This is a genomic window from Ruegeria sp. AF5 (assembly GCF_056541905.1).
The window spans coordinates 16,365-39,569 of sequence record NZ_JBQFYZ010000018.1; the positions used below are offsets into that span (position 1 = coordinate 16,365).

Here is a 23,205-nt window from a genome sequence, read left to right on the forward strand (position 1 = left end):
GCCGGCAGGTACTGCCGGCGGCATATAAGCGATCAGCGGCTGACGGTCGCCTGATCGAAGACGTTATTTCCCAGTGGTGTCTGAACGTAACCGTCCACGCTGGTCGAAACGGCCACCGCAAAAGGCGTCTCATACATGAAAAGCAAGGGAGCAGCATCTGCATATATTTCCTGCATTTCAGCATACTGGGCCGCTCTTTTTTCGGCGTCGATTTCGGTTGCCGAAGCTTCAAACAGAGCGTTAAATTCCGCATTTTCCCAACCAGTACCGACCGCATTGGCCGTAGGTGTATGACCCAACCAGCCCACGACCTGGCTGGGGTCGTTTACGTCGTTCACCCAGCCATAGGTGTGGATGTCAAACTCACCCGAGCGGTTCTTGGCGCCACGTGTCGGTCCATCCACCTGTTCGACTGACAGGTTTATCCCCAACGGAGCCCACATTTGCTGAAGAGCCGCAAATATTGTGCTGTCATCCGCAGAGCCAGCCAAAGTCGTAAAGGTGATTTCGGTTCCTGGCGCTACGCCGGCCTCGGCGATCAGGGCTTTCGCCTTGTCAAGGTCGTAGGCATACAACGGATCAAGATTTGCGGAAAGTTGGGTCGCCGCCGCCATCAAAGGCGACGTCATTGGCTTGCCGGCGCCTTGCAGCACAAGCCCGATCAGTGCCTCTTTGTTGGTGGCATAGTTGAGTGCCTGCCGAACCCGAGCGTCTGACAACGGGTTAGGCGATCCGTCAGCACGGGTTTCACGCGTGTTGATCGGCGAATATATGATCCGTGTGGACGGATAGAGGTTCATGTTGATCGCTTGGTCAGCTTCAAGCTCCGGCACACGTGAAAAGGGAATGAACTCGGCGGCATCCACCTCACCGGCCTGAAGCTTCAGAATCCGGGTTGCGTCATCGGGAATGATCTCGAAATGCACGCCGTCCAGGTAGGGCAGCGCTTTGCCGTCGGATCCTTTGCGCCAATAATTCTTGTTGGCACAGAACTCCATGGAAGTTCCCTGCTCAAATCCACACAGATAGAAGGGGCCGGACCCGACACCGGGGCCTTTGGCTGCAAAGATTGCGGCGGACTTTTCCTGGTCTGTTGAACCTTCGGCCGCCTCAAAGACGGCTTTGGAGACAATGCCGGTTGTGAAAGTGGCAAGCATAGAGAGGATTGTCGGGTCAGCCGCTTTCAGGCTGATCGAGATGACGTTTCCTTCCGCGCTTACACTGTCGATGGATCCGAGAAGCCCAGCCCATGGGCTCAGATCGGGATTGCGGGCGCGATCCAGCGAAAAGACAACGTCTTCTCCGGTCAAAGGTGTTCCATCCGAAAACGAGACGCCGCTGCGCAAGGTAAGCGATACAGACTGTCCATCGTCGGAGATACTGTATTCTTCGGCCAGTCCTGGGATGACAGAGTTCCCATCTTCACTGGGGCGCAAAAGCGTGTCGAAAAGGCTGCCAACCATCCAGATGTCAGGGTTTCGATCTGCATAAATAGGGTCAATCAGGTTTGATCCGTCATATCTGGCGAAATTCAGAATGCCACCACGCTCTTGTGCAAACAAAGGTAGGGCCATTGCAGTGGCCACGACGGCAGTCGCTGCCATCAAATTACGTTTCATTGATGAGTTCCTCCCAAAGCGATTCTCCATCGCGTGAAGGTGTTATACATTAATTTCATTGCTGCTAAAACTTTTTTTAGTAATGTGTAAATTGTGTATTGCGCTCACAGGAGCATTGATTGAGAATTTCAGGGCGCGCCACAACGTTCGGGGCAGCACTTTCAAGTGCGGCCCCGCGATAGAATTCGGAGAACTTTCGGTGAGCTGTTCAGCCGGTGCGATTACTTGGACGTATTTTTGATCGGCGTCGTATCCACCCACAATTCAACCGCTTCGGTATCTCCTAGAACGATCGAATAATGCGGCTTGGACGCGTCGTGATGTATCGTGTCACCGCTCGACATGATGTGGACTTCGTCACCCAGATGATATTCCAACTGACCCGAAATCAGATAACAAAAGGTCTCGCCTTCGTGACACATTTTCTCGGACATGTGACCCGCAGGGCGATGAACAATACAAGGATACAAAAGCGCGCCCGAAAACCCCGGACCCAACTTTTCATAGAACCGCCCGTTGACTCCCAAAGCATAGGTTTGACGTCGATCTTTGCGAACGTATTCGGTGTACTCCTCGGGAACGCTGACTAGCTGTTCAATGCTGGTCTTCAAAGATGCAGCAATTGCCATAAGCGAAGACAGGGACGGGGCGCTGATGCCGCGTTCAACCTGCGATATGAACCCTGTCGTCAAATCAGCTTCATCCGCAACTTCGACAAGTGTTTTGCCAAGCGCTTTCCGGCGGCGTCGAATTGCTTTCCCCAGTTGAGACGGGTGATTTTTCTGATCCATCATTTCTTCTCTAGTGGTAGAGCTCGACAGCTCTCAAAGGCCTTGTTTCAGCAAATCCTGTACCAGTGTCCGAAGGGGACAGCGATTCGCTTACCTAGGCGAACTTCATAACCGGTACGGTTATCATTGGCTAAGTTTCTACTAAAAGCGTTTTTGACCCTGAAAAGCAAATTTGGTTCGGTCCTTCGTGTCGCTACAAGTTTCTGAATGAGAGGCGTTGTCTTGGCGAACACGTGTGAGGAACCTAGCCAAATCAGCCCGCCGCTATGACAGACTCAGATCTGACAGGGGACCTTGTTGCAGTCGACTTACTTCACCGCGCGCACAGAAGGAAATCAGTGATTTTGACGCCTTCATTCAAGAATGGGCGTAGAAACGCCCGAGTACCTGTTGTGTTGACATACGTTTCGCCCAAGCGCCAGGAATTCTGCACTTAGCGTTCCTTCAAATGTGCCCCGTGCGAAGACCAACGGTGAATAATCGCAACCCGTGTGTTGAGGTCGCCAGATCAACTCTCGGACCGCATTCAGCTATGATATCTGTTCGATCACGACAGGAAACTGTGCCTCAGGTAGAACAGCACAGCATTTTAACCGCCGTTTTGGGGACGTTGCGGCCCCTCAAAGAGCCTACCGTGAAACCAGTTCGAATCCCATTTGTCCGAACCATTTTTCATTTCCACATGCCAGTCATTCATCAAGAGATTGCAACTTATCCATCTGCACTATTCGTTCGCAACTGCCTGAACATGGGCTGCGAAAGCAGGATTGAACATCAGTGCCTTGCACCTGTCGAAGCGACCCGTAGCATAGGCCCAGAAATCTTCGGCCGGGTTATCATCGGCATGTTGGATCAAGCCCCAGAGTGTCCACAGAAGATCGCACATCGCCTTGTAGATCACCATTCGCCCGAATTGAGCCGCTGTTGGTGCCGCGCCAAAATAGGACGTCAGCATCTCGATTTCCTGCTTCTCGGTCAGCCCGGCTTCGACTGATAAATCGCCGAGGTCCCAAAGAGCATCATTCATCCCGGAATATTCGAAATCCACGATCCACATACGGTCACCGTTGTCGAGAAAGTTCTCGCAAAGCGGATCGCAATGGCTGGGAACCAGCGCGCCCGGCTTGTCTTGCAGCAGCTGTTTGATCGGCGCCGCTTCGGCGACGATTTCAGTATAGCCTTCGGGCAGGGAAATATCCTTTGTTGCCAGGACTTTCAGATATTCATCGATCATCGAAAAGAGTTCGAACCGGAACTCGAAAGGGCGGGGTGACTCGTGTAGTTGCCGCAGGGCATGGCCGGCACGCGCAGCCGCTCCGGTGCGCGTTGCGAAAAGCTCGGGTGTCATGGTGACGATATCGTCAATGCAGTCACTGATCATCACACCGGTATCTGCATCCGCCCAAAGCACAGCGGGACCGATACCAGCTTCGGCTGCGACCCTGGCATTGTGAATCTCAACGCCACGATCGATATAATCCGCGGTTCCGTCTCCGGGGATGCGAACGATCATGGTGTGTCCGCAGGTTTCCACTCTGTAGACCAGGTTGGTCAACCCACCCAGCCGCTTGATTTCGCTGTTTTGTGCTGAGGTGTCCTCAAAGCCTTTCAGGTTGCGAAGTTCACTCAGGACACGGTCAGTGTTTCCGTCAGTCATTTTCTGCCCTCCCCCTCAGGCTTTTAGCCGTTCATTGGCCGGGTCGAACAGAGGCCCGTCCACCCGGCAGATTTGTTTGCGGTCACCGAACAGTTCGAGTTCGAATTCCGTCTGGTCCGTCATCGCCACCGGAAGATAGCCGTAGATGATCGTTTTCCCGACGTGGTACCCATAACCACCGCTGCTGGCGCGCGAAACGGTTACGCCATTGTGCAGGATGGTTTCTCCCCCGGTCATCGGCAGTTTTTCTTCGGTCACGAAGGTACAGAGTATCTGTGCCGTGCCATTGGATTTCTGGTCCTCCAGCACATCGCGCCCTAGGAAACTTTCCTTCGATTTCAGGTGGACGCGAGAGCCCAGGCCCGCTTCTACAGGTGTATAGTCCGGGGTGATGTCGGTGCTCCAGTAAAGATACCCCTTTTCCAGGCGCAGCGAGTCAATGGCCCGGTAGCCGATATCGCGGATGCCATGGGCGTGCCCGGCCTTCCAAAGCTGATCATAGACATGAAGTGCAAATTCGGTTGGGATGTGCAGTTCCCAGCCCAACTCGCCGGTATAGCCTATGCGCACTGCACGCACTCTTGCTGCTCCGACTGTAATGTCGCGCGCTGTTGCAAAGGGAAACGCAGCGTTTGAGATATCCTCTTCGGTTACCGTCTGCAGGACGTCGCGCGCTTTTGGCCCGCACATGTTGATCACCGCGCGGGAAGAGGTAACCTCGATTAAATGTGCTGATCCGTCTTCCGGCAGATGACGTCGGATCCAGTCGGAATCGTGAACCCCGAATCCAGCGCCGGTCACGATATAGAAATGGTCGCGCCCCAGGCGGGTGATGGTGACATCCGCCTCGACGCCGCCTTTGTCGTTACAAAGTTGGGTATAGATTACGCTGCCATCCGGCTTGTCCATGTTTGAGACCGCCAGGTGTTGCAACACACCCAACGCGCCAGAGCCGATCAGCTCGAACTTGGAAAAGCTCGACTGGTCGATCAGAACGACACTTTCGCGGGCAGCGCGGTGTTCTTCGGCTGCGAAGACATGCCAACCGGGATTGAGGAAATCGAGCTGATCCACTGGGGCGACCCCAGCTGGGGCAAACCACAAAGGCCGTTCCCACCCGTTCTTCGATCCATAAACCGCCCCGTGTTCATTCAATCGGTTATATAGTGGAGACAAGCGCAAATTACGTGCGGTCTCGGCCTCCTGGCCCGGATAGCGCATTTTGTAGTGATGTGCATAATGTTCGACGGCTCGGGGATACATAAAGGCCTTGGTCGCATGATGTGGGCTGAACCGCCGCACGTCCAATGGCCAAAGATCCAGGCTTGGGCGCCCGTTCAGAATCCATTCGGCGATCATTTCCCCCGCGCCCCCGCCAGCCGCAATGCCGTAGAGGAACCCGGTCGAAAGCATCAGGTTCTTGATCTCAGGGGCCCAGCCCATGACAAAATCACCATCGGCGGAATAGGGGATCGGTCCATTGATGATTTGCCGGATTCCGACCTGGTTCACGACAGGGGTGACGACACCGGCAAGTTCAGCCAGCGGCGCGAAACGGTCAAGATTGTCAGGCAGCAACTGGCGCACAAACTCTCCGGGAATACCCCGTTCTCCAAATGGCAATGTGTCGTCTTCGTAACCTCCGATGACCAGACGCCCGCCAGCATCGGGCTTGTAATAGACCAGACGCTCGGGGTCGCGCAGTGTGGGCAGGCCCTTGACCAATTCCGGCTCTGGCAACGGTTCTGTTACGACATATTGGTGCTCGACAGCGCAGGCTGGCACCACGACGCCCAGTTTTGCCGCCAGTTCACGGCTCCACATGCCCGAGGCCAGCACAACGGTTTCCGCCTCATAGTCGCCGTTGGTTGTCATCACTTTGGTTATGCGACCATTGCGGATTTCGAAATCCTCAACCTTCACCCCCTGCCTGATCTGTGCGCCGTGGTTACGCGCACCGGCTGCAATCGCCAGACACAGGCCAGCGGGGTCAACGTGGCCGTCCGACGGAATATAGGCGGCCCCCTCTAACCCGTCGGCATCGATATAGGGAAACAGGGCCTTCGCTTCGGCGGGTGAGATGATTTCCATCTCCAGGTCAAAACTGCGTGCCATCGTCGCCAAGCGTTTTGCCTCCAGCAACCGTTCGTTGGTTGCCGCCAGCCGCAAGCTGCCGACTTTCTTCCAGTCGAATTCCATACCGGTCTCGTCGGCCAGCCGGTCATAGAGCGCGACCGAACGTTTCAGCATCCGGGTTGTATTGCGGGAAGATCGCAATTGCCCAACCAGCCCGGCGGCATGCCATGTTGCCCCCTCTGTCAGAGATGCCTTTTCCAGAAGGACGACATCCGTCTCACCTGCCTGGGCCAGATGATAAGCGATTGAGCATCCGATGATGCCGCCGCCAATAATAAGGTGTTTTGCAGAATGGGTTGTCATGGCCTCGCCCCTGTCGACAAATTGGGTGCCAGATCACCGTATCGGCCAATATAAATCAACAAAAAATAAACAAGAGTGTTGAAATCTGTTGATTTAAGGGGGTAACTACAATTTATCCTGTTAAAGTCCAACATCCGAGTGACTGAATGTCAAAATACGAAAAGGACATCCTGAACGCGGTTAACATGCATGGCCGAATCTCGGTCATGGACCTGGCGCAGAGGCTTAACGTTTCCGATCAGACAATCCGTCGAATTGTAAAGCCGTTGGTGGATGCGGGGCAAATCGACAAGGTTCACGGCGCGTTGATCAGCACCCAAAAGGTTCTGGATCCCCCATTCATCGCGCGTATGACAACCAACCGCGCAGCGAAAGTCGCCATTGCTAAGTCAATATTGAACCTTGTGCCAGATAACGCGTCCATTGCTATCGATACGGGATCTACGTCGGGTTTTGTGGCCCAAGCCCTCAAGGCGCGCAGAGATCTTACCGTGGTGACGAATTCAGCGTTCATCGCAACAACTTTGGCCATGGGGAACGGCAACAGGGTCTTTATGGCGGGCACACAGCTTCGAAATCATGACGGGGCAGCGTTCGACCGCGCGGCCTTTGACGTTATTGCAAATATGTCGGTGGAGTACTCAATCCTGTCGGCGTCACGTGTGCATCCGAAACAGGGTTTTTTGGTGTTCGAACAATGCGAAGTCGATATTGCGGTCGCAATGAAGGCGATCAGCGAACGATGTTTCATGGCAGTGGACTCGACCAAGTTCCAGGCATCCGAACCCAAACCGGCCTTGCGTCTTCCGGCTCTTTCGGCGAGTGACTTCCTGATAACCGAGCGGAAGCCTGCGCCAAAATTTGAAGGCGTCATAGGTCGGGCAAAGACAGTAATCGCCGCAGATCAGTTTCAAGCTTTTGATGAGTGATTGGCCTTTGGGAACGGACGTTTTTTCCTATTGTTTACCAAAAAGCTGTGTGGAGTGACGGGATTGCGTCGCTTGTATAACGCGTGGGCCGCATCAATATTGTCGGCGACATCTGACATACTCCGGCACTCCAAAATGGCAACTGTCCTGATATCCGCGTCAACGAAATTCCGATATGTTCCGTCCAGCGTAGGCTGACTTCCTTGGCTGTGAAATAGGCCAGCGACAGATCGTCAGGGCGATCCTCGGCCATCACCTTGATCAGGCACGCTGCCTGTTCTCGTTTCTTCGATGACTATAGGTTGCCCGCACCGTCACTGATCCTTCGCTACTGAAGTGGCCCGTCGTTGTGATTGGGAAAACGGAGGAAACACGATGGGAAACAAGTGACAGAACCTGCGACGCCAAGTCAGTGTCGCGCCTGAATAACGTCGGGCTCAGAGGCCAGTGCAGTCACTCAACCATGCCTATCCGTTCGATCTGATGCATTAACGTACCACAGCTGATCAGGGCCTGCCCCGTTGCCAGGATCATCTGGGGCAGGATCATCCATTCCAGCGTCCAGGCAACGCCGGAACGTTCCTGCTCGTGCACCAGCGCCTGATGCATGCCCGACAGTTGGGTTGCGTTGAAACGAGCAAGTGCGACCAGCAGTTCCGCGCGGACCGGGTTGCACTTGTGAGGCATCGCCGATGATCCGCCGCCACCTGTCAGCGAAACCTCGTCCACCCCTTGCTGGGCCATGAGCGACACGTCCTGACCAATCTTCCCCAGCGATCCGGTTATCAATGAAAGCCATGAGGCAAATTCTGCAAGATTGTCTCGGCGGGTATGCCAGTTTGCATCGCAGCTGGCCAGGCCAAGCCTGTCGGCCATATGATCTGCGATTGTCTGTCCGGATCCGAGCATCCCAACGCGGTCGCCAACGGCGCCGCCAAGTTGCAGCACAAGCAATTTGGGCTGCAATTCGGTCAGGCGTTTCTGGTGATCGGCCAAGGGCAACCGCCAGTTTTGTAGGCGCGTGGCAACTGTAATCTGCAATGCCGCCTGCATTCGGGTTCGCCCCATCATCACGCATTCGCCATATGCCTGTTCCAGCGCCACAAGCGCATCTATCAGGTTTGAAAGGCGGGCCGAAAACACCTCCAGAATGTCCTTGATTGACATGACCAGAGCGGTGTCGACAACATCCTGCGACGTCATCCCCTTATGCAGCGCCACGTGGCAATGATCAGGCAATGCCGCTTTGAGCGACCGCACCAGCGCGGGCACCACCACGCCATCCAATGCCGTCCCGTCGCGCAGCGCCTGCATGTCGGGACGGTGTTGTCGGATAAGTTTTGCCGCGGTTTCCGCCACCTCTGGTGGTACGGTGCCGACCGCCGCCAAAGCCTCTGAATATGCGGCCTCGACGGCCAGCATGTGTCTCAGCTGAGCCTCTGCACCCAGCAACTCTGAGGTCTGTGGGTCCTCAAACAGCCCGCTGAGCCAGGGATGAGTGGAAAGCTGTTCCATCTTATGTGTGGCCTTTGAAATGAAGCGAGCGGATATCAATCGTCATGGCATCATTCCTCCCTGCGCTCAAAGAGCCAAAATCTCGCGGGCCTGTTGCCAGGTGGCGACCGGACGTTCGTGCTTTGCGCATAGCTCGGTCACGCGATTGACCAGCGCAGCGTTCGAAGGCGCTAGTGTATTCCGATCCAGCCGGACATTGTCTTCCAAACCTGTCCGCGTGTGTCCGCCCGCAGCAATGGCCCATTCATTTACCACAATCTGGTTTGGACCGATCCCGGCGGCACACCATTCGGCATCCGGTGCGCGATCCTGCATGGATTTTACGTAGAAGTCGAACACGGCCCTGTCGACCGGCATCGCGTTTTTGACACCCATGACAAATTGAACATACAGCTTGCCATACAGCTTGCCTTCCTTGTGCAATCTGATCGCTTGCAGGATGTGGGACAGGTCAAACGCCTCGATCTCGGGTGTAACTTTGTATTTTTGCATCTCGGCTGATAGCCAGTCCACCAGGTCGGGTGGATTTTCATAAACCCGGGTGGGAAAGTTGTTCGACCCAACAGACAGCGAAGCCATGTCAGGTGACAGGGGCAGCATTCCGCCCCTTGCCTGACCGGCGCCTGACCGCCCACCGGTAGAGAACTGGATAATCATTCCGGGGCAGTGTTTTTGCAAACCCTCTTTGAGGAGGGCGAATTTCTCGGGGTCGCTGCTGGGTGTCTGATCATCGTTGCGAACATGGGCGTGGACAATGCTGGCCCCGGCCTCGAACGCCTCTTGCGTGCTTTCGACCTGTTCCGCAACCGAGATCGGCACCGCGGGGTTGTTCTTTTTGGTGGGCAGGGAACCAGCGATGGCCACGCAAATGATGCAGGGTTTGGTCATGGTGACTTCCTGAATTAAGTGCCGCCTTGGCAAGGCAGCACCAAGTAATCAGATATCAAAAAAGACGGTCTCATCTTCGCCTTGTATCTCGATATCGAAGCGATAGACAACTTGACCGTCCCGATTGGTGCGTTTGGCCAGCAGCGTTGCGCGGCGGCGTTCCCATTCGATGAGATTAAGGACCGGGTCCTTGCTATTGGCCTCTTCCTCGTCCTCGAAATAGATACGCGTATTCAGGCCGACATTGATGCCCCGGGCAACAATCCAAAGGTTGATATGAGGGGCCTGCTGGCCCACGTTTCGTCCCGGTGTCGGACCGGGTTTGACTGTGTCGAACGCCCATTCGCCGGTTTCAAAGTTGGTGATGACGCGTCCCCAGCCGCGAAAGCCGTCTTCGACATCGCCGCCGCCCTCAGGATGGGCATAGACGCCCTTGGCATTTGCTTGCCAAGCCTCAAGCAGAACATCCTTGATGGGAGATCCTGCCCCGTCCACGACCAGTCCTTCGACCCTGATACGCTCACCCTCGGCATTTGGTCCGGCTATGTCCCAGCCCAATTCCTGCCTGTAGATTTCAAATCCGGCAGCCCCGGGCGCCAGACCGATATGGACGTAAGGCCCGGCTGTTTGCGAGGGGGTTTCCTTCAGATAATTCAGCTGTTGCATCTTCAGTTCCCCTCCAGACGGTTTTCAAACAGGGTCGAGCGCCGACCGCGCAAGACCACGTCAAATTTATAGGCGATGGTATCCAGAGGGATCGTTGAATTCATATCGAGCCGCGAAATCAGGCGGCTGATCGCATCGGCATCAGGAATAGTTTTCACGATCGGGCACCTGTCGATCAACGGGTCACCTTCGAAATAGCATTGTGTGATCAGGCGCTGTGCAAAACCTGTTCCGAATATCGACATGTGGATATGGGCGGGACGCCAGCTGTTCACCCAATTGCGCCAGGGGTAGGCACCGGGTTTCACGGTGCGGAAGAAATAATAACCGTTTTCATCTGTCAGGGTGCGGCCGCAACCACCGAAATTGGGATCGATCGGTGCCAGATAGGTATCTTTCTTGTGTCGATAGCGCCCACCCGCATTCGCCTGCCAGATTTCCACCAGCGTGTTTGGCACCGGACGTCCGTTTTCATCCAGCACCCTGCCGTGCAGAATGATGCGCTCGCCAATCGGGCTTTCGCCGGGTTGCGCATAGTTCGAGATCAGGTCGTTATCCAGAGGGTCAACATCGTTGTGGCCAAAAACCGGGCCGGTGACCTCACTGATCGAATTTTGCAGCGAGATCAGTGAATATTGCGGTGAACGGGTCACGCTGGTCTTGTAGTCGGGTGTCAGCGCAGGTGGGTGCCACTCGCGGTCACGCTGGTAGAATTCACCTTGTTTCAACATTGTCGGATCACACTTCCTTTTTGTCTGACTGGGGTTCCTACGCGTTTCCCATTAAGTCCTGTTCCATTTCATCATAGGTCTGTTTTGCCAGTTTGAGGGCCTGATTGGCGCGTGGCACGCCCGCGTAAATTGCGACGTGCTGAAACGCTTCAAGTACATCCTGCTTGCTGGCGCCGGTACGGGCTGTGGCGCGGATGTGCATCGGGATTTCTTCGAAATTGCCCAACGCAGCCAGCAAAGCCAGCGTCAGCATGGATCTCTCACGGTCGCTGATCCCGTCCGAGGCCCAGACGGTGCCCCACGCGCCTTCGGTGATAAGCGTCTGAAATGGACCGTCCAAATCAGACTTGGCGTCTTCGGCGCGATCCACATGGGCATCGCCCAGAATTCTGCGCCGCACTCGCATACCGGACTCGTATTTGTCACTCATTGCGGTTCTCCATCAGGAAGGCGGACAAGTGTTCAGCATAGGTAGCGGGGGCTTCCACACATGGCAGGTGCCCGGTGTTGGGTATTTCGGCATAGCGCGCACCCGGGATCATAGCACAGGTCTGCCGGACCAGTTCGGACGGGCAGGCGCGGTCATCTGATCCGGCAATGGCCAGAACCGGCAATCGCAGCACCCGGGTCATGGGTTCAAGATCCGCATCTGCAATCGCGTTGCAGCATCCCAGGTACCCAGAAACAGGGGTACGTACCAGCATGTTGCGCCAAAGCAGCACGTTATCGGTTGCCCTGAAACCCGCCGCAAACCAACGGTCCAGAATTGCGTCTGCGACAGGCTCGATGCCGGATGACCGGATCGCGCCCATCCGGTCACGCCACATCTGCGCCGTCCCCATTTTCGTGGCGGTGTTAGACAGAACAAGGGCGCGGATCTGGTCCGGTCTGCGCGAAGCCAGCGCCTGACCGATCATGCCGCCAATAGACAGGCCGACAAACACCGTGTCGCGAACCCCGATATGGTCAAGCAAAGCCTCGGCGTCATCCGCCAGCCCAGCCATGCTGTAAAGCGCCTGAGGGCATTCCGACAGGCCGTGACCACGCAGATCGAACCGGATCAGGCGCAGCCCCTTGGGCAGCAACGGCAAAACCTTGTCCCAAAGGCGCAGGTCAGTTCCCAGCGAGTTGGCAAACACCACAGGCGTGCCATCTGGATCGCCATCCTCACGCCAATGCAGGTGAATGTTATCCAGCGCCGCAATCTGCATCAGTAGGGCAGCCCGACGTAGTTTTGTGCAAACACCGATTGGGCCTCTTTGTTTTCGCACAGGAAATCAATGTCAGCCTTCTGCATTTTCAGGTCAAAGCCGTTCTGTTCCGGAAAACGGTGCAACAGATTGGTCGTGGACCAGCTGAACCGCTCGGCCTTCCAGATCCGGGCCAGCGCTTTTTCGGAATAGCGGTCGATGCCTTCGCTGTCGCGGTCTTCATAGAATTGCAGCAGTGCGTTGTGCAGATAGTGGATGTCGCTTGCCGCCGTGTTAAGCCCCTTGGCCCCTGTGGGGGGCACGATATGCGCGGCATCCCCACACAGGAACAAACGGCCCCAGCGCATTGGTTCGGTCACGAAAGACCGCAGCGCCGCAATTGATTTTTCGACCGATGGCCCGGTAATCAGTGTCTCAGCATATTGCGCGGGGATCCTGCGTTTCAGCTCCTGCCAGAAGGCTTGATCAGTCCAGTCATCGGCACTGTCAGACAGCGAGCATTGAATGTAGTATCGGCTGAGGTTCTCATTGCGCATGGAACAAAGCGCAAAACCGCGTTCCGATCCGGCATATATCAGTTCGTTATGGACCGGGGGTGTTTCGGACAAAACGCCCAGCCAGCCAAACGGATAGACCTTTTCATATTCCCGGCGCACGGTCAGCGGGATGGTTTGACGCGACACCCCATGAAATCCGTCGCAACCGGCGACAAAATCGCAATCAATCCGGTGTCCGGTCCCATCCGCTTGATACGTCACATAGGGTGCATCGCTGTCAGCCCCGTGAATCTGAACATCATCGGCGTTGAAAACGATCTTACCGCCCATTGCCTCGCGCGCATCATACAGGTCACGGGTTACTTCAGTTTGTCCGTAAACAACCACATGACTGCCTGTCAGCTTTTTAAAGTTGATGCCGAATTCGATATCGCCATACGAGATCACTGTGCCGTCATGGACAAAGCATTCCTTGTCCATCCGCTCTGCCACACCGGCTTCGCGCATCAGTTCCACAAAACCGGTTTCCAGAATACCAGCGCGAATGCGGCCCAGAACATATTCCCTGGTTTTGCGCTCTAATACGATGGTGTCTATGCCCTTGCGGTGCAACAACTGGCTGAGCAAAAGACCTGAGGGTCCACCGCCGATGATCGCGACCTGAACGCGCATGTTGGCTCTCCTGATTTCGCGTATCTAATAATTGAACGCCATATCTCGATATGTAAAATGAGTTCTGCTTGGACTTAGTTGCCGGAATTGGAAAGTAATGATAGATCGCCGCATCAAAGTTAGGCATATTCAATGTTTTATTGAGATATGTCGCGAGAAAAGCCTGAAAGTTGCGGCAGAGAAGCTGTTTCTCACGCAACCGGCGATATCCAAGACACTTAAGGAGCTTGAGGATATTCTGGGCACTGTGCTGTTGTCCCGTAACCGGTCCGGTGTTTCTCTGACGCGGCAGGGTGAAGTGTTTCTGCATTTCGCCGAAATGTCGCTGGCCGCTTTGCAGCAAGGTTTTTCTGGTGTGGAACAGATCGAGGCGCGGGGCAGGGCCAGCCTTCGGGTCGGGGTGCTGCCTTCGGTTGCGGCCCGTTTGATGCCAGCCGTTGCCGCCGAGTTTTCCGAACTTGCGGGCAATGCCCGACTGAGCGTTTTCGACGGCCCACATGGCCATTTGATGGAGCGTCTTCGTCTGGGCGACCTGGAGCTTGTTATCGGGCGTTTGGGTCGCACTGAAACTATGCAGGGCATTTCCTTTACCCAGCTTTACGAGGAGAAGGTCGTCTTTGTCGTGCGCGCGGATCACCCGCTGCTGAAAGCCCCCGATCTCAGGCGGATTACCGAGTGGCAAGTGCTTTATCCGCCTGAAGGATCGGCAATTCGGCCCTTGGTGGATCGCCTCATGATCGCGCATGGGATTGGTGAAATCGAAGATCGTCTGGAAACTGTCTCGGGTGCTTTCGGGCGAGTGTATACCCGGCAGACCGACGCGATCTGGATCATCTCGGCGGGGGTGGTTGCCAATGAAACCAGCGATGGCCACCTTGTGGCGTTGCCGTTTGATACGTCGATAACGCGCGGACCCGTTGGGCTGATGCGTCGGCCAGACCAGGTCCTGTCACCTCAGGCGCAGGTTTTCGGGTTGGCTGTGGACAATGCAATTGCAAGGTTGGGCTTGTCGCCTGATGGTGCGACCTCTGATAACTAAGGCTGGTCCATTCTGCCGGGGTGGCGCGAGGACAGGAGCACAAGATGGATGACAAGGAACGCAGAATCCGTGAGGCGATTATCGAGAAATGCCTTTTTCTGAATTCCAGTGGTCTTAGCCAGGGAACATCCGGCAATATCTCGGCCCGATACGAGAACCGGATGCTGATCACACCTTCGGCGACGCCATATGACAAGCTGACCCCCGAGATGATCGTCTCAATGCCATTTGATGGAGACTATGGGAGTTGGGATGGCCCGCTCAAACCTTCGTCCGAATGGCGGTTCCACTTCGACATTCTCAAGACCCGCCCCGATATGGGCGCTGTTGTCCATGCACATCCGACCTATTGCACGGCGCTGGCGATTGCACACAAAGAGATCCCGGCAGCGCATTACATGGTCGCGGCCTTCGGTGGTACTAATGTTCGCTGCGCACCCTATGCGCGCTTTGGAACGCCCGAGCTGTCGGAGCTGGCGATCGAAGCGCTGCAAGACCGAACCGCCTGTTTGCTTGGCAATCATGGGTCCATTGCCATGGGTGAGGACCTGGACAAGGCCATGTGGCGCGCGGTTGAGCTGGAAACCATTGCCCGGCAATATTACCTTTCCTTGGCCCTCGGTCCGGTAATCCTGACCGATGAACAGATTTCTGAAACGCTATCCGGTTTCGCTTCTTACGGCATTCATGACGACTACAAGGACGTCGCAGAAGGTACTGCCGGGAAGCAAAATGAGCCTGAACAGACCTGACGACCAAGGTGGTTGCGCTGGGGGTCGATATATTGGGCTCAAGTCCAAAACGCCGCGACTTGATCAGGAGGTTTTCGGCTGTTCGGCGTTGGCGTCACGCGTCTTACCGTTCGCGCGGATACGGCAGCCTATTGATTTATTGCCGCGCGTAAAGAAAATGTAAGGTCAAAGCAAAAGAATTCCGTAAGCGGGTAGGTATGGCAAAAATAAGAAATATGGAGGAGTTTGCGGCCCTCAGCGGGATTTCTCGGCCAACGGTTTCCAAATATTTCCACGACCCGGAAAGCGTTCGTTCCTCTACGCGGGCGCGTATCGAAGAAGCTTTGGAAAAGTTCGATTACCGCCCCAACATCTATGCGGTGAACCAGAACCGAAAGCTGACCAAGAATATCGGCATCGTTGTTCCCTATCTAGCCGATCCATTTTTTGCCGAGATGGCCAGATACCTTGAGCAGAGCTGTATTGCTGCCGGGTATCGTCCATCTCTTTTCAGCTCGCATGGTGAACAGAAGCTGGAGAATGAAATTCTCGATAGTTTGCGCTCTCTGAAACCGGCGGGAGTGCTGTTTGCCCCATTAGGGCGTGCCTCGGACCGCGCTTACATCGAGAAGTTTTGCGCCGAGGTGCCTACTGTTCTGTTTGACAGCAACCTTGAAGGGTTGGGCGCCGCATTTATTGGATCGGACAATTTCAGTTTTGTGTCCCAAACCGTGGAATACATGACCCGGACGGGTGAACCTCCGTCTTTCTTTGAAATGCGCACGCCAGCAAACCCAAACGCCAACAAGCGACGCAAGGCATATATAGAGGTTATGGAACGTCTGGGGTTCGAGCCCGATGTCATTAAAATTGATGGCGAAGGCTGGGCGTTTGAAGAGATTGGGCATCAAGGTGCTTTGAGAGTGTTGGAGAAAGGCGCTCTCAGGACGAACTCGGTTTTGTGCAGCAATGACCGTCTTGCGATCGGATTTCTGGCAGCCTGTTATGAGCAGGGGATTCGGGTTGGGCGAAAGGAAGATTGCTCACTCCGCGTCGCATCAAATGACGACCACCCCTTTGCAAGATTTACTTGTCCATCGCTGACAACAGCTGCGCATGATTATGACAACGTGGCTGGGCGCAGTGTGGATACCTTGTTTGAACTCATTGAAAGCGGGGGAAAATTTGACGATCGGACGGAAACTCTGTTTCCGGCACGGCTTGTCTTGAGGGAATCTGCATGAACTAAATTTAACGCGCGTAAAGTTTATATTGACGCCGCGACAATTTATAAACTAGGGTCTCTGTACAGCATCCAAGCTCAGGGAGGACAGGGATGTATTTGAAGAACGCACTTCGTGCGGCGACTGCGTTGACTTTCGTCGTTACGGCAGCAGCCCAAGCGGAAACCATCACGATCGCGACCGTCAACAATGGTGACATGATCCGGATGCAGGGCTACACAGACAACTTCACCAATGCGACAGGCATTGATGTCGAATGGGTGACGTTGGAAGAAAACGTTTTGCGTCAGCGCGTCACGACCGACATCACCACCAAAGGCGGTCAGTTCGACATCATGACCATCGGCATGTACGAAACCCCGATCTGGGGTGCGAACGGCTGGCTGGTACCGCTGGACGGTTTGTCCGATGAATATGATGTTGGTGATCTGCTGCCTGCGATGGCAGGCGGGTTGAGCCATGATGGCACGCTTTATGCTGCGCCTTTTTATGGCGAAAGCTCGATGATCATGTACCGCACCGACCTGATGGAAAAGGCCGGTCTGGAAATGCCAGAAGCACCAACATGGCAATTCATCCGTGAAGCTGCGGCTGCCATGACTGATCGCGACAACGACATCAACGGCATCTGCCTGCGCGGTAAGGCGGGCTGGGGTGAAGGTGGTGCCTTTATCACTGTAACCGGCAATTCCTTCGGTGCGCGCTGGTTTGATGAAAACTGGAAGCCCCAGTTCGATCAGCCTGAGTGGAAAGAGGCGCTGACGTTCTTCGTCGACATGATGAGTGAATCCGGCCCGGCTGGCTATGCCACTAACGGTTTCAACGAGAACCTGTCTTTGTTCCAGCAAGGAAAGTGCGGCATGTGGATTGACGCCACCGTTGCCGCGTCTTTTGTGACAAATCCGGAAGACTCAACCGTAGCTGACAAAGTTGGCTTCGCACTTGCACCAAATTCGGAAGGCGTCGACAAGCACGCCAATTGGCTTTGGGCTTGGGCGCTGGCGATCCCGGCGGGAACTCAGCGGGAAGATGCGGCCAAGCAGTTCATCGAATGGGCAACCTCGAAAGACTACATCGAGCTGGTGGCTGAAAACGAAGGGTGGGCCAATGTGCCTCCGGGCGCGCGGACCTCGCTTTATGAGAATGACAACTACAAGGCAGTCCCATTCGCAAAAATGACTCTGGAATCGATCCTGAAGGCTGACCCGCAGAATTGCTGTGTGCAGCCGACGCCCTATACCGGTGTCCAATTCGTGGCCATTCCGGAATTTGCAGGGATTGCCACACAGGTAAGTCAGGAATTCTCGGCCGTTTATGCCGGGCAGCAAACAGTGGATGAGGCGCTTGCCAAAGCGCAGGCCTTCACAGCAGAAGAGATGGAAGCCGCAGGGTACTGAGGCAACCTTCCCAGCGGGGGGCAGATCTTCTGTCCCCTGCTCCCACTTCCACAATTCGTGTTTTTCTCGCAGGCTGTCTTACGCCTGAACAGAGAGGTCTTGCGCAATGGCAACTCAACATTCCAGATCAGTTGCACGCCTGATGATGGCACCCGCAGTGGTGCTGCTGCTTGGCTGGATGCTCGTGCCGCTGACGATGACCCTGTATTTTTCCTTCAAGAAGTATCTTCCCCTGCGGGGCGGTGATCTCGGATGGGTGGGTTTCGACAACTATATCCGATTTGTTTCGTCCAGTTCGTTCTGGCCTGCGGTACAGGCAACGCTTGTCATTGTTCTCGGCGTGTTGGCGATTACGGTCATTCTGGGCATCCTGCTGGCGATGCTTTTAGATCAACCGATGTGGGGCCAGGGGGTGGTGCGCATCCTAGTCATTGCGCCATTCTTCGTTATGCCGACTGTGTCAGCTCTGGTCTGGAAAAACATGTTCATGGACCCGGTCAACGGGTTGCTGGCCCATCTGTGGCGCTTTTTCGGGGCTGAACCGGTCTCGTGGTTGTCCGAAGCTTCAATGACCTCAATTGTCATGATTGTGTCGTGGCAATGGCTGCCATTTGCGACACTGATCCTTTTGACCGCAATTCAGTCGCTGGACAGTGAGCAACTGGAAGCTGCTGAAATGGACGGTGCGCCGCCGCTCAAGCGGTTCTACCACATCATTCTGCCGCACCTGAGCCGTGCAATCACAATCGTAATTCTGATCCAGACAATCTTTCTGCTTTCGATCTTTGCCGAGATTTTCGTCACCACCGGTGGCGCGTTCGGCACCCGTACACTCACCTACCTGATCTTCCAGCGCGTTTTGGAAAGCCAGAATGTCGGTCTCGGATCAGCCGGAGGTGTCTATGCGATCATTCTCGCCAATATCGTTGCGGTCTTCCTGATGCGCATCGTCGGCAAGAACCTGGACGCGTGAAGAGGTAAAACCATGGCCCGCACCGTTACAATCCAACGCAAGTCGCTGAACACTGCCCTGGCCTGGGCCGTCGGTCTGCTGATCTTTTTCCCGATCCTCTGGACCATCCTGACCAGCTTCAAAACCGAAGCACAGGCCATCGCAAGCCCGCCACTGTTCCTGAACTTCGACTGGACGCTCGAGAACTATGCTGTCGTGCAGGAACGCTCGAACTACATGCGTTTCCTTTGGAACTCAGTCATCATCGCAGGCGGGTCAACCCTGTTGGGTGTGATCATTGCCGTACCGGCAGCATGGGCAATGGCGTTTGTTCCTTCGAAACGTACAAAGGACATTCTGCTTTGGATGCTCTCTACCAAGATGTTGCCCGCAGTCGGGGTCCTTTACCCGATCTACCTGCTGTTCATCCGTCTGGGGCTGCTTGATACACGAGGTGGACTGGTTGTCGTGTTGATGCTGATCAACTTGCCGATCATCGTCTGGATGCTCTACACCTACTTTCGCGAAATTCCCGGTGAAATCCTTGAAGCCGCGCGGATGGACGGGGCAACGCTGAAAGAGGAAATCCTGCACATCCTGACACCCATGGCTGTACCGGGCATCGCTTCGACTGTTTTGCTGAACTTCATTCTTGCCTGGAACGAGGCATTCTGGACCCTCAACCTGACAGCCGTTGACGCGGCCCCGCTGACCGCATTTATCGCCAGCTATTCCAGCCCCGAGGGCCTGTTCTTTGCCAAGCTCAGCGCGGCTTCGACAATGGCCATTGCACCGATCCTGATCCTTGGCTGGTTTAGCCAGAAACAACTTGTCCGCGGCCTGACTTTTGGCGCTGTGAAATAAGGAAAACTTCTCATGGGACGTATTCAACTCAGGTCCGTGACCAAAAGCTTTGGCGACGTGCAGGTTATCCCGCCATTGGATCTGACCATCGAAGACGGAGAGTTCACGGTGTTCGTCGGGCCATCGGGTTGCGGAAAGTCCACTTTGCTGCGCCTGATTGCAGGGTTGGAGGACATCACCTCTGGCTCCATCGACATTGATGGGGCCGATGCAACAAACGTACCACCTGCAAAACGCGGTCTGGCGATGGTTTTCCAGTCTTATGCCTTATATCCGCACATGTCCGTTCGCAAGAACATCGCCTTTCCCTTGCGCATGGCGAAACTGGATCAGGCCGAAATCGACAAACGTGTGGAAGGGGCCGCGCAGGTTCTGAACCTGACCGACTATCTGGATCGCCGCCCCGGCCAACTGTCTGGTGGCCAGCGCCAGCGTGTGGCCATCGGGCGTGCCATTGTCCGCGAACCCGCAGCGTTTCTGTTCGATGAACCGCTGTCCAACCTGGACGCCGCGCTGCGCGTTGGCATGCGTTTGGAGATCAGCGAGTTGCACGAGCGGTTGGCGACAACCATGATCTATGTGACCCATGATCAGGTCGAAGCGATGACGATGGCCGACAAGATCGTCGTGCTTCAGGCTGGTGTGATCGAGCAGGTCGGAAGCCCGCTGGACCTATATCGAACGCCGCGAAACCTTTTTGTCGCCGGGTTCATCGGTTCGCCCAGGATGAACTTTATCGAAGGCGAAGAGGCTGCAAAACAAGGCGCACATACAATCGGTATTCGCCCCGAACATATTGCTGTGTCCGAGAGCGCAGGAACCTGGAGCGGTGTCGTGGGCGTGTCCGAGCATCTTGGATCAGATACGTTTTTCCACATACATGAAACCGGTCTGGCGGAAACAATCACGGTGCGAGCAGACGGAGAGGTTGGATTTAGGCATGGCGACCGCATCTACCTGTCACCACGTGCCGACGTGCTTCATCGTTTTGACGCGCAAGGGCTGCGGATCGAATGAAGCGACTGGACGGAAAAACCGCGCTTATCACTGGTGCTGCGCGTGGAATCGGGCTGGCCTTCGCAAAAGCTTACGTCGCCGAAGGTGCGCGTGTGGCCATTGCCGACATAGATTTCGCGCGGGCGCAATCCGCAGCCTCGGAAATCGGTGACGCTGCAATGGCGGTCGAAATGAATGTTGTTGATCAGGACAGCATCGACATTGCTGTTGCGCGCGCAGTGGATCAGTTCGGCCAGATTGACATTCTGATCAACAATGCTGCCGTTTTCTCAGCAGCGCCAATCATCGAAATCGACCGCTCCGATTACCAGCGCGTTTTTGATATCAATGTTTCGGGCACCTTGTTTACAATGCAGACCGTTGCGCGGCACATGATCGACGCCAATGTCAAAGGCCGGATCATAAATCTGGCCTCACAGGCTGGTCGGCGTGGCGAACCTTTGGTCGCCGTTTACTGCGCCAGCAAGGCTGCCGTAATATCTTTGACGCAGTCAGCGGGGCTCAATCTGATCGCTCACGGGATAAATGTGAATGCGATCTCGCCCGGTGTTGTTGATGGAGAGCATTGGGACGGCGTCGACGCCTTCTTTGCGAAGTACGAAAATAAAAAACCGGGGCAGAAGAAGCGTGAAGTTGCATCAGCGGTACCGTTCGGCCGTATGGGACGGGCCGAGGATTTAACCGGGATAGCGGTGTTTTTGGCGTCTGATGAAGCGGAATACATCGTGGCCCAGACTTACAATGTCGATGGCGGAAACTGGATGAGCTGATGACCCCTTTGGCGGACATAACACCGGTAGAGCTGTGCCTCGAACGCCTCGGATCGCTTCCTGCGGATGTCAAAATACCCGGATACCGGCGTGAAGACCTGACCCCTGGAATTGTTCATATTGGGCTTGGGAATTTTCACCGTGCGCATCAGGCATGGTACATACACAGGCTGATGCAAAAAGGGTTGGCCCTCGACTGGGCGATCATCGGGGCGGGCGTTCGGGCCTATGACGCGGACATGCGCGAAAAGCTGATTGGGCAAGACTGTCTGACAACTTTGATCGAGCTTGACCCGTCCGGTGTTTCTGCCGAAGTCATCGGCCCGTTGATCGACTATCTGCCCATTGAACCCCGAAATGCACCTCTGATCAGGAAAATGTCCGATCCCGCCATTCGGATCGTGTCCCTTACCGTTACTGAAGGCGGCTATTTTCTGGATGCCAAGTCGGGTGTTTTCGACGTGGACCACGATGACATTCGACACGACGTGCAAAACCCGCAACAGCCTCGCACGGTCTTTGGTGCCATAGTGGCAGCACTTGGCAATCGCCGTGCCGCCGGGCATCTGCCCTTTACGGCATTAAGTTGTGACAATCTTCAGGGCAACGGAACCATCCTGCGCAATTGCGTTGTTGAACTGGCACGCCTTACGGACCCTGATCTTGCGGATTGGATCGATCAGAACGGGGCGTTCCCGAATTCGATGGTGGATTGCATTGTTCCCGCAACCACTGATCATGTCCGAACCCAGACCCGCGCCCTTGGAATTGAAGACAGCGTTCCGGTGTCCCACGAGAATTTCCGCCAATGGGTTATTGAAGACGATTTCTGTGCCGGGCGGCCGATGTTGGAGAATGTCGGCGTTACGATCACCAAAGACGTACACGCATATGAAACCCTGAAATTGCGTATTCTGAACGGCGGGCACCAGATTCTGGCGAATGTGGGCGAGGTTCTGAACATCCCCACAATCGCGGACTGCATGAACGACCGGGAAATTTCGGCATTCTTCCTGAAAGTACAGACCGAAGAAATTCTTCCTCATGCCATTGCAGTTCCCGGGATGACACCGGAACAGTATCTGGATCTGGTCAAACGCAGGTTTTCGAACACGGCTATTCACGACACCACGCGGCGCGTGGCCTTTGATGGGTCTGCACGACACCCCGGATTCTTGCTCCCGTCGCTTCGCGATGCACTGGCCTCGGGTACGTCTGTCACCGGGCTGGGGCTGGTTGAAGCTTTCTGGTGCCGGATGTGCGCCGGTCTGCGTGAGGACGGATCAGAGATTGCGCCCAATGACCCCATCTGGAGCGATTTGCAGAGTGCGGCCCTTACCGCCAGGGAACAGCCCGAAAAGTGGCTTGAGGCAGCAAACCTGTACGGAAGTACTGGTCGTGAAGCCCAGTTCGCAGAAGCCTTCATACGCTGGTTGCCACGGATTTGGCAGCACGGATGCCGGACGACGATCAAACGCTATCTGAATGCGCTTTCCTGACGGATGTGATCTCGGTTCAGGTGGTTTCCATTATAGAACTGGTCGCAGGCTTTGAATTTCCGGTTGTCCGATCGAAA

Annotated in this window: 21 protein-coding genes; 10 read left to right on the top strand and 11 right to left on the bottom strand. The window is 55.3% G+C overall.

From position 1 onward, the window contains the following. Positions 1 to 32: 32 nt before the first annotated feature. The 4 genes from ACR0DS_RS17655 to ACR0DS_RS17670 form a co-directional block, all read right to left on the bottom strand. On the bottom strand, positions 33 to 1,619 hold the full coding sequence (locus ACR0DS_RS17655) for an ABC transporter substrate-binding protein (protein WP_480560466.1): 1,587 nt from the start codon (positions 1,617 to 1,619) through the stop codon (positions 33 to 35). Between the two features lie 221 nt (positions 1,620 to 1,840). Continuing rightward, positions 1,841 to 2,410, bottom strand: a complete 570-nt coding sequence (locus tag ACR0DS_RS17660; protein ID WP_480477671.1) for a helix-turn-helix domain-containing protein — start codon at positions 2,408 to 2,410, stop codon at positions 1,841 to 1,843. 724 nt (positions 2,411 to 3,134) lie between these two features. Continuing rightward, positions 3,135 to 4,067, bottom strand: coding sequence for a phosphotransferase (locus tag ACR0DS_RS17665; protein WP_480488789.1), 933 nt, complete (start codon positions 4,065 to 4,067; stop codon positions 3,135 to 3,137). Between the two features lie 15 nt (positions 4,068 to 4,082). Then, entirely contained in the window at positions 4,083 to 6,506 is a 2,424-nt protein-coding gene (locus ACR0DS_RS17670; protein WP_480560464.1) for a GcvT family protein, read from the bottom strand. A 146-nt stretch (positions 6,507 to 6,652) separates the two neighbouring features. Between ACR0DS_RS17670 and ACR0DS_RS17675 the strand changes: the two genes are divergently transcribed. Then, positions 6,653 to 7,435 carry a DeoR/GlpR family DNA-binding transcription regulator gene (locus ACR0DS_RS17675; protein ID WP_480560462.1) on the top strand — a complete coding sequence of 261 codons (783 nt, stop codon included), beginning with the start codon at positions 6,653 to 6,655 and terminating at the stop codon, positions 7,433 to 7,435. Positions 7,436 to 7,888: 453 nt separating this feature from the next. Here ACR0DS_RS17675 and ACR0DS_RS17680 read toward each other — a convergent pair whose 3' ends face one another. From ACR0DS_RS17680 to pobA, 7 genes are all read right to left on the bottom strand, one after another. Next, a complete protein-coding gene (locus tag ACR0DS_RS17680) occupies positions 7,889 to 8,950 on the bottom strand; it encodes a 3-carboxy-cis,cis-muconate cycloisomerase (protein WP_480560460.1) in 1,062 nt (353 codons plus the stop codon). Between the two features lie 66 nt (positions 8,951 to 9,016). Further along, a complete protein-coding gene (locus ACR0DS_RS17685; RefSeq protein WP_480560458.1) occupies positions 9,017 to 9,838 on the bottom strand; it encodes a 3-oxoadipate:acetyl-CoA acetyltransferase in 822 nt (273 codons plus the stop codon). Positions 9,839 to 9,886: 48 nt separating this feature from the next. Beyond that, positions 9,887 to 10,504 (bottom strand): protocatechuate 3,4-dioxygenase subunit alpha, encoded by a 618-nt coding sequence (gene pcaG / locus ACR0DS_RS17690; protein WP_480560456.1) that lies wholly within the window; start codon positions 10,502 to 10,504, stop codon positions 9,887 to 9,889. A 2-nt stretch (positions 10,505 to 10,506) separates the two neighbouring features. Then, entirely contained in the window at positions 10,507 to 11,235 is a 729-nt protein-coding gene (gene pcaH / locus ACR0DS_RS17695) for a protocatechuate 3,4-dioxygenase subunit beta (protein ID WP_480560454.1), read from the bottom strand. 37 nt (positions 11,236 to 11,272) lie between these two features. Continuing rightward, on the bottom strand, positions 11,273 to 11,665 hold the full coding sequence (gene pcaC / locus ACR0DS_RS17700; protein WP_480560452.1) for a 4-carboxymuconolactone decarboxylase: 393 nt from the start codon (positions 11,663 to 11,665) through the stop codon (positions 11,273 to 11,275). Further along, positions 11,658 to 12,446, bottom strand: coding sequence for a 3-oxoadipate enol-lactonase (gene pcaD, locus ACR0DS_RS17705; RefSeq protein ID WP_480560450.1), 789 nt, complete (start codon positions 12,444 to 12,446; stop codon positions 11,658 to 11,660). Before pcaD ends, pcaC begins: the two co-directional genes overlap by 8 nt. After that, positions 12,446 to 13,615: a 4-hydroxybenzoate 3-monooxygenase gene (gene pobA, locus ACR0DS_RS17710; protein ID WP_480547488.1), complete on the bottom strand. Its 1,170-nt coding sequence runs from the start codon at positions 13,613 to 13,615 to the stop codon at positions 12,446 to 12,448. The genes pcaD and pobA overlap by 1 nt, the downstream gene beginning before the upstream one ends. A gap of 97 nt (positions 13,616 to 13,712) precedes the next feature. Here pobA and pcaQ point away from each other — a divergent pair, with 97 nt between their 5' ends. The 9 genes from pcaQ (at position 13,713) to ACR0DS_RS17755 (ending at position 23,128) form a co-directional block, all read left to right on the top strand. Continuing rightward, complete coding sequence (gene pcaQ / locus ACR0DS_RS17715; RefSeq protein WP_480560448.1) at positions 13,713 to 14,654, top strand: pca operon transcription factor PcaQ; 942 nt, start codon at positions 13,713 to 13,715, stop codon at positions 14,652 to 14,654. Between the two features lie 44 nt (positions 14,655 to 14,698). After that, positions 14,699 to 15,406, top strand: a complete 708-nt coding sequence (locus ACR0DS_RS17720; protein ID WP_480560446.1) for a class II aldolase/adducin family protein — start codon at positions 14,699 to 14,701, stop codon at positions 15,404 to 15,406. 197 nt (positions 15,407 to 15,603) lie between these two features. Then, positions 15,604 to 16,629 (top strand): LacI family DNA-binding transcriptional regulator, encoded by a 1,026-nt coding sequence (locus ACR0DS_RS17725; RefSeq protein WP_480560444.1) that lies wholly within the window; start codon positions 15,604 to 15,606, stop codon positions 16,627 to 16,629. Positions 16,630 to 16,721: 92 nt separating this feature from the next. Further along, positions 16,722 to 18,026 carry an ABC transporter substrate-binding protein gene (locus ACR0DS_RS17730; protein ID WP_480477635.1) on the top strand — a complete coding sequence of 435 codons (1,305 nt, stop codon included), beginning with the start codon at positions 16,722 to 16,724 and terminating at the stop codon, positions 18,024 to 18,026. 106 nt (positions 18,027 to 18,132) lie between these two features. After that, complete coding sequence (locus ACR0DS_RS17735; protein ID WP_480560442.1) at positions 18,133 to 18,999, top strand: carbohydrate ABC transporter permease; 867 nt, start codon at positions 18,133 to 18,135, stop codon at positions 18,997 to 18,999. Positions 19,000 to 19,011: 12 nt separating this feature from the next. Next, complete coding sequence (locus tag ACR0DS_RS17740; protein WP_209506825.1) at positions 19,012 to 19,842, top strand: carbohydrate ABC transporter permease; 831 nt, start codon at positions 19,012 to 19,014, stop codon at positions 19,840 to 19,842. Between the two features lie 12 nt (positions 19,843 to 19,854). Then, positions 19,855 to 20,859 (top strand): ABC transporter ATP-binding protein, encoded by a 1,005-nt coding sequence (locus ACR0DS_RS17745; RefSeq protein ID WP_480560440.1) that lies wholly within the window; start codon positions 19,855 to 19,857, stop codon positions 20,857 to 20,859. Continuing rightward, positions 20,856 to 21,629, top strand: a complete 774-nt coding sequence (locus tag ACR0DS_RS17750; protein ID WP_480484639.1) for an L-iditol 2-dehydrogenase — start codon at positions 20,856 to 20,858, stop codon at positions 21,627 to 21,629. The genes ACR0DS_RS17745 and ACR0DS_RS17750 overlap by 4 nt, the downstream gene beginning before the upstream one ends. Further along, on the top strand, positions 21,629 to 23,128 hold the full coding sequence (locus ACR0DS_RS17755) for a mannitol dehydrogenase family protein (protein ID WP_480560438.1): 1,500 nt from the start codon (positions 21,629 to 21,631) through the stop codon (positions 23,126 to 23,128). The genes ACR0DS_RS17750 and ACR0DS_RS17755 overlap by 1 nt, the downstream gene beginning before the upstream one ends. The last annotated feature ends 77 nt before the right edge of the window (positions 23,129 to 23,205 follow it).

Excerpts from the sequence above, each read along its gene's own strand:
- pcaC (WP_480560452.1), bottom strand. The coding sequence starts at position 11,665 with ATGAGTGACAAATACGAGTCCGGTATGCGAGTGCGGCGCAGAATTCTG.
- ACR0DS_RS17675 (WP_480560462.1), top strand. The coding sequence starts at position 6,653 with ATGTCAAAATACGAAAAGGACATCCTGAACGCGGTTAACATGCATGGC.
- ACR0DS_RS17745 (WP_480560440.1), top strand. The coding sequence starts at position 19,855 with ATGGGACGTATTCAACTCAGGTCCGTGACCAAAAGCTTTGGCGACGTG.
- ACR0DS_RS17725 (WP_480560444.1), top strand. The coding sequence starts at position 15,604 with ATGGCAAAAATAAGAAATATGGAGGAGTTTGCGGCCCTCAGCGGGATT.
- pobA (WP_480547488.1), bottom strand. The coding sequence starts at position 13,615 with ATGCGCGTTCAGGTCGCGATCATCGGCGGTGGACCCTCAGGTCTTTTG.
- ACR0DS_RS17655 (WP_480560466.1), bottom strand. The coding sequence starts at position 1,619 with ATGAAACGTAATTTGATGGCAGCGACTGCCGTCGTGGCCACTGCAATG.
- ACR0DS_RS17685 (WP_480560458.1), bottom strand. The coding sequence starts at position 9,838 with ATGACCAAACCCTGCATCATTTGCGTGGCCATCGCTGGTTCCCTGCCC.
- ACR0DS_RS17670 (WP_480560464.1), bottom strand. The coding sequence starts at position 6,506 with ATGACAACCCATTCTGCAAAACACCTTATTATTGGCGGCGGCATCATC.
- pcaH (WP_480560454.1), bottom strand. The coding sequence starts at position 11,235 with ATGTTGAAACAAGGTGAATTCTACCAGCGTGACCGCGAGTGGCACCCA.
- ACR0DS_RS17720 (WP_480560446.1), top strand. The coding sequence starts at position 14,699 with ATGGATGACAAGGAACGCAGAATCCGTGAGGCGATTATCGAGAAATGC.
- pcaQ (WP_480560448.1), top strand. The coding sequence starts at position 13,713 with ATGATAGATCGCCGCATCAAAGTTAGGCATATTCAATGTTTTATTGAG.
- pcaG (WP_480560456.1), bottom strand. The coding sequence starts at position 10,504 with ATGCAACAGCTGAATTATCTGAAGGAAACCCCCTCGCAAACAGCCGGG.
- ACR0DS_RS17660 (WP_480477671.1), bottom strand. The coding sequence starts at position 2,410 with ATGGATCAGAAAAATCACCCGTCTCAACTGGGGAAAGCAATTCGACGC.
- pcaD (WP_480560450.1), bottom strand. The coding sequence starts at position 12,446 with ATGCAGATTGCGGCGCTGGATAACATTCACCTGCATTGGCGTGAGGAT.
- ACR0DS_RS17730 (WP_480477635.1), top strand. The coding sequence starts at position 16,722 with ATGTATTTGAAGAACGCACTTCGTGCGGCGACTGCGTTGACTTTCGTC.
- ACR0DS_RS17735 (WP_480560442.1), top strand. The coding sequence starts at position 18,133 with ATGGCAACTCAACATTCCAGATCAGTTGCACGCCTGATGATGGCACCC.
- ACR0DS_RS17755 (WP_480560438.1), top strand. The coding sequence starts at position 21,629 with ATGACCCCTTTGGCGGACATAACACCGGTAGAGCTGTGCCTCGAACGC.
- ACR0DS_RS17740 (WP_209506825.1), top strand. The coding sequence starts at position 19,012 with ATGGCCCGCACCGTTACAATCCAACGCAAGTCGCTGAACACTGCCCTG.
- ACR0DS_RS17680 (WP_480560460.1), bottom strand. The coding sequence starts at position 8,950 with ATGGAACAGCTTTCCACTCATCCCTGGCTCAGCGGGCTGTTTGAGGAC.
- ACR0DS_RS17750 (WP_480484639.1), top strand. The coding sequence starts at position 20,856 with ATGAAGCGACTGGACGGAAAAACCGCGCTTATCACTGGTGCTGCGCGT.
- ACR0DS_RS17665 (WP_480488789.1), bottom strand. The coding sequence starts at position 4,067 with ATGACTGACGGAAACACTGACCGTGTCCTGAGTGAACTTCGCAACCTG.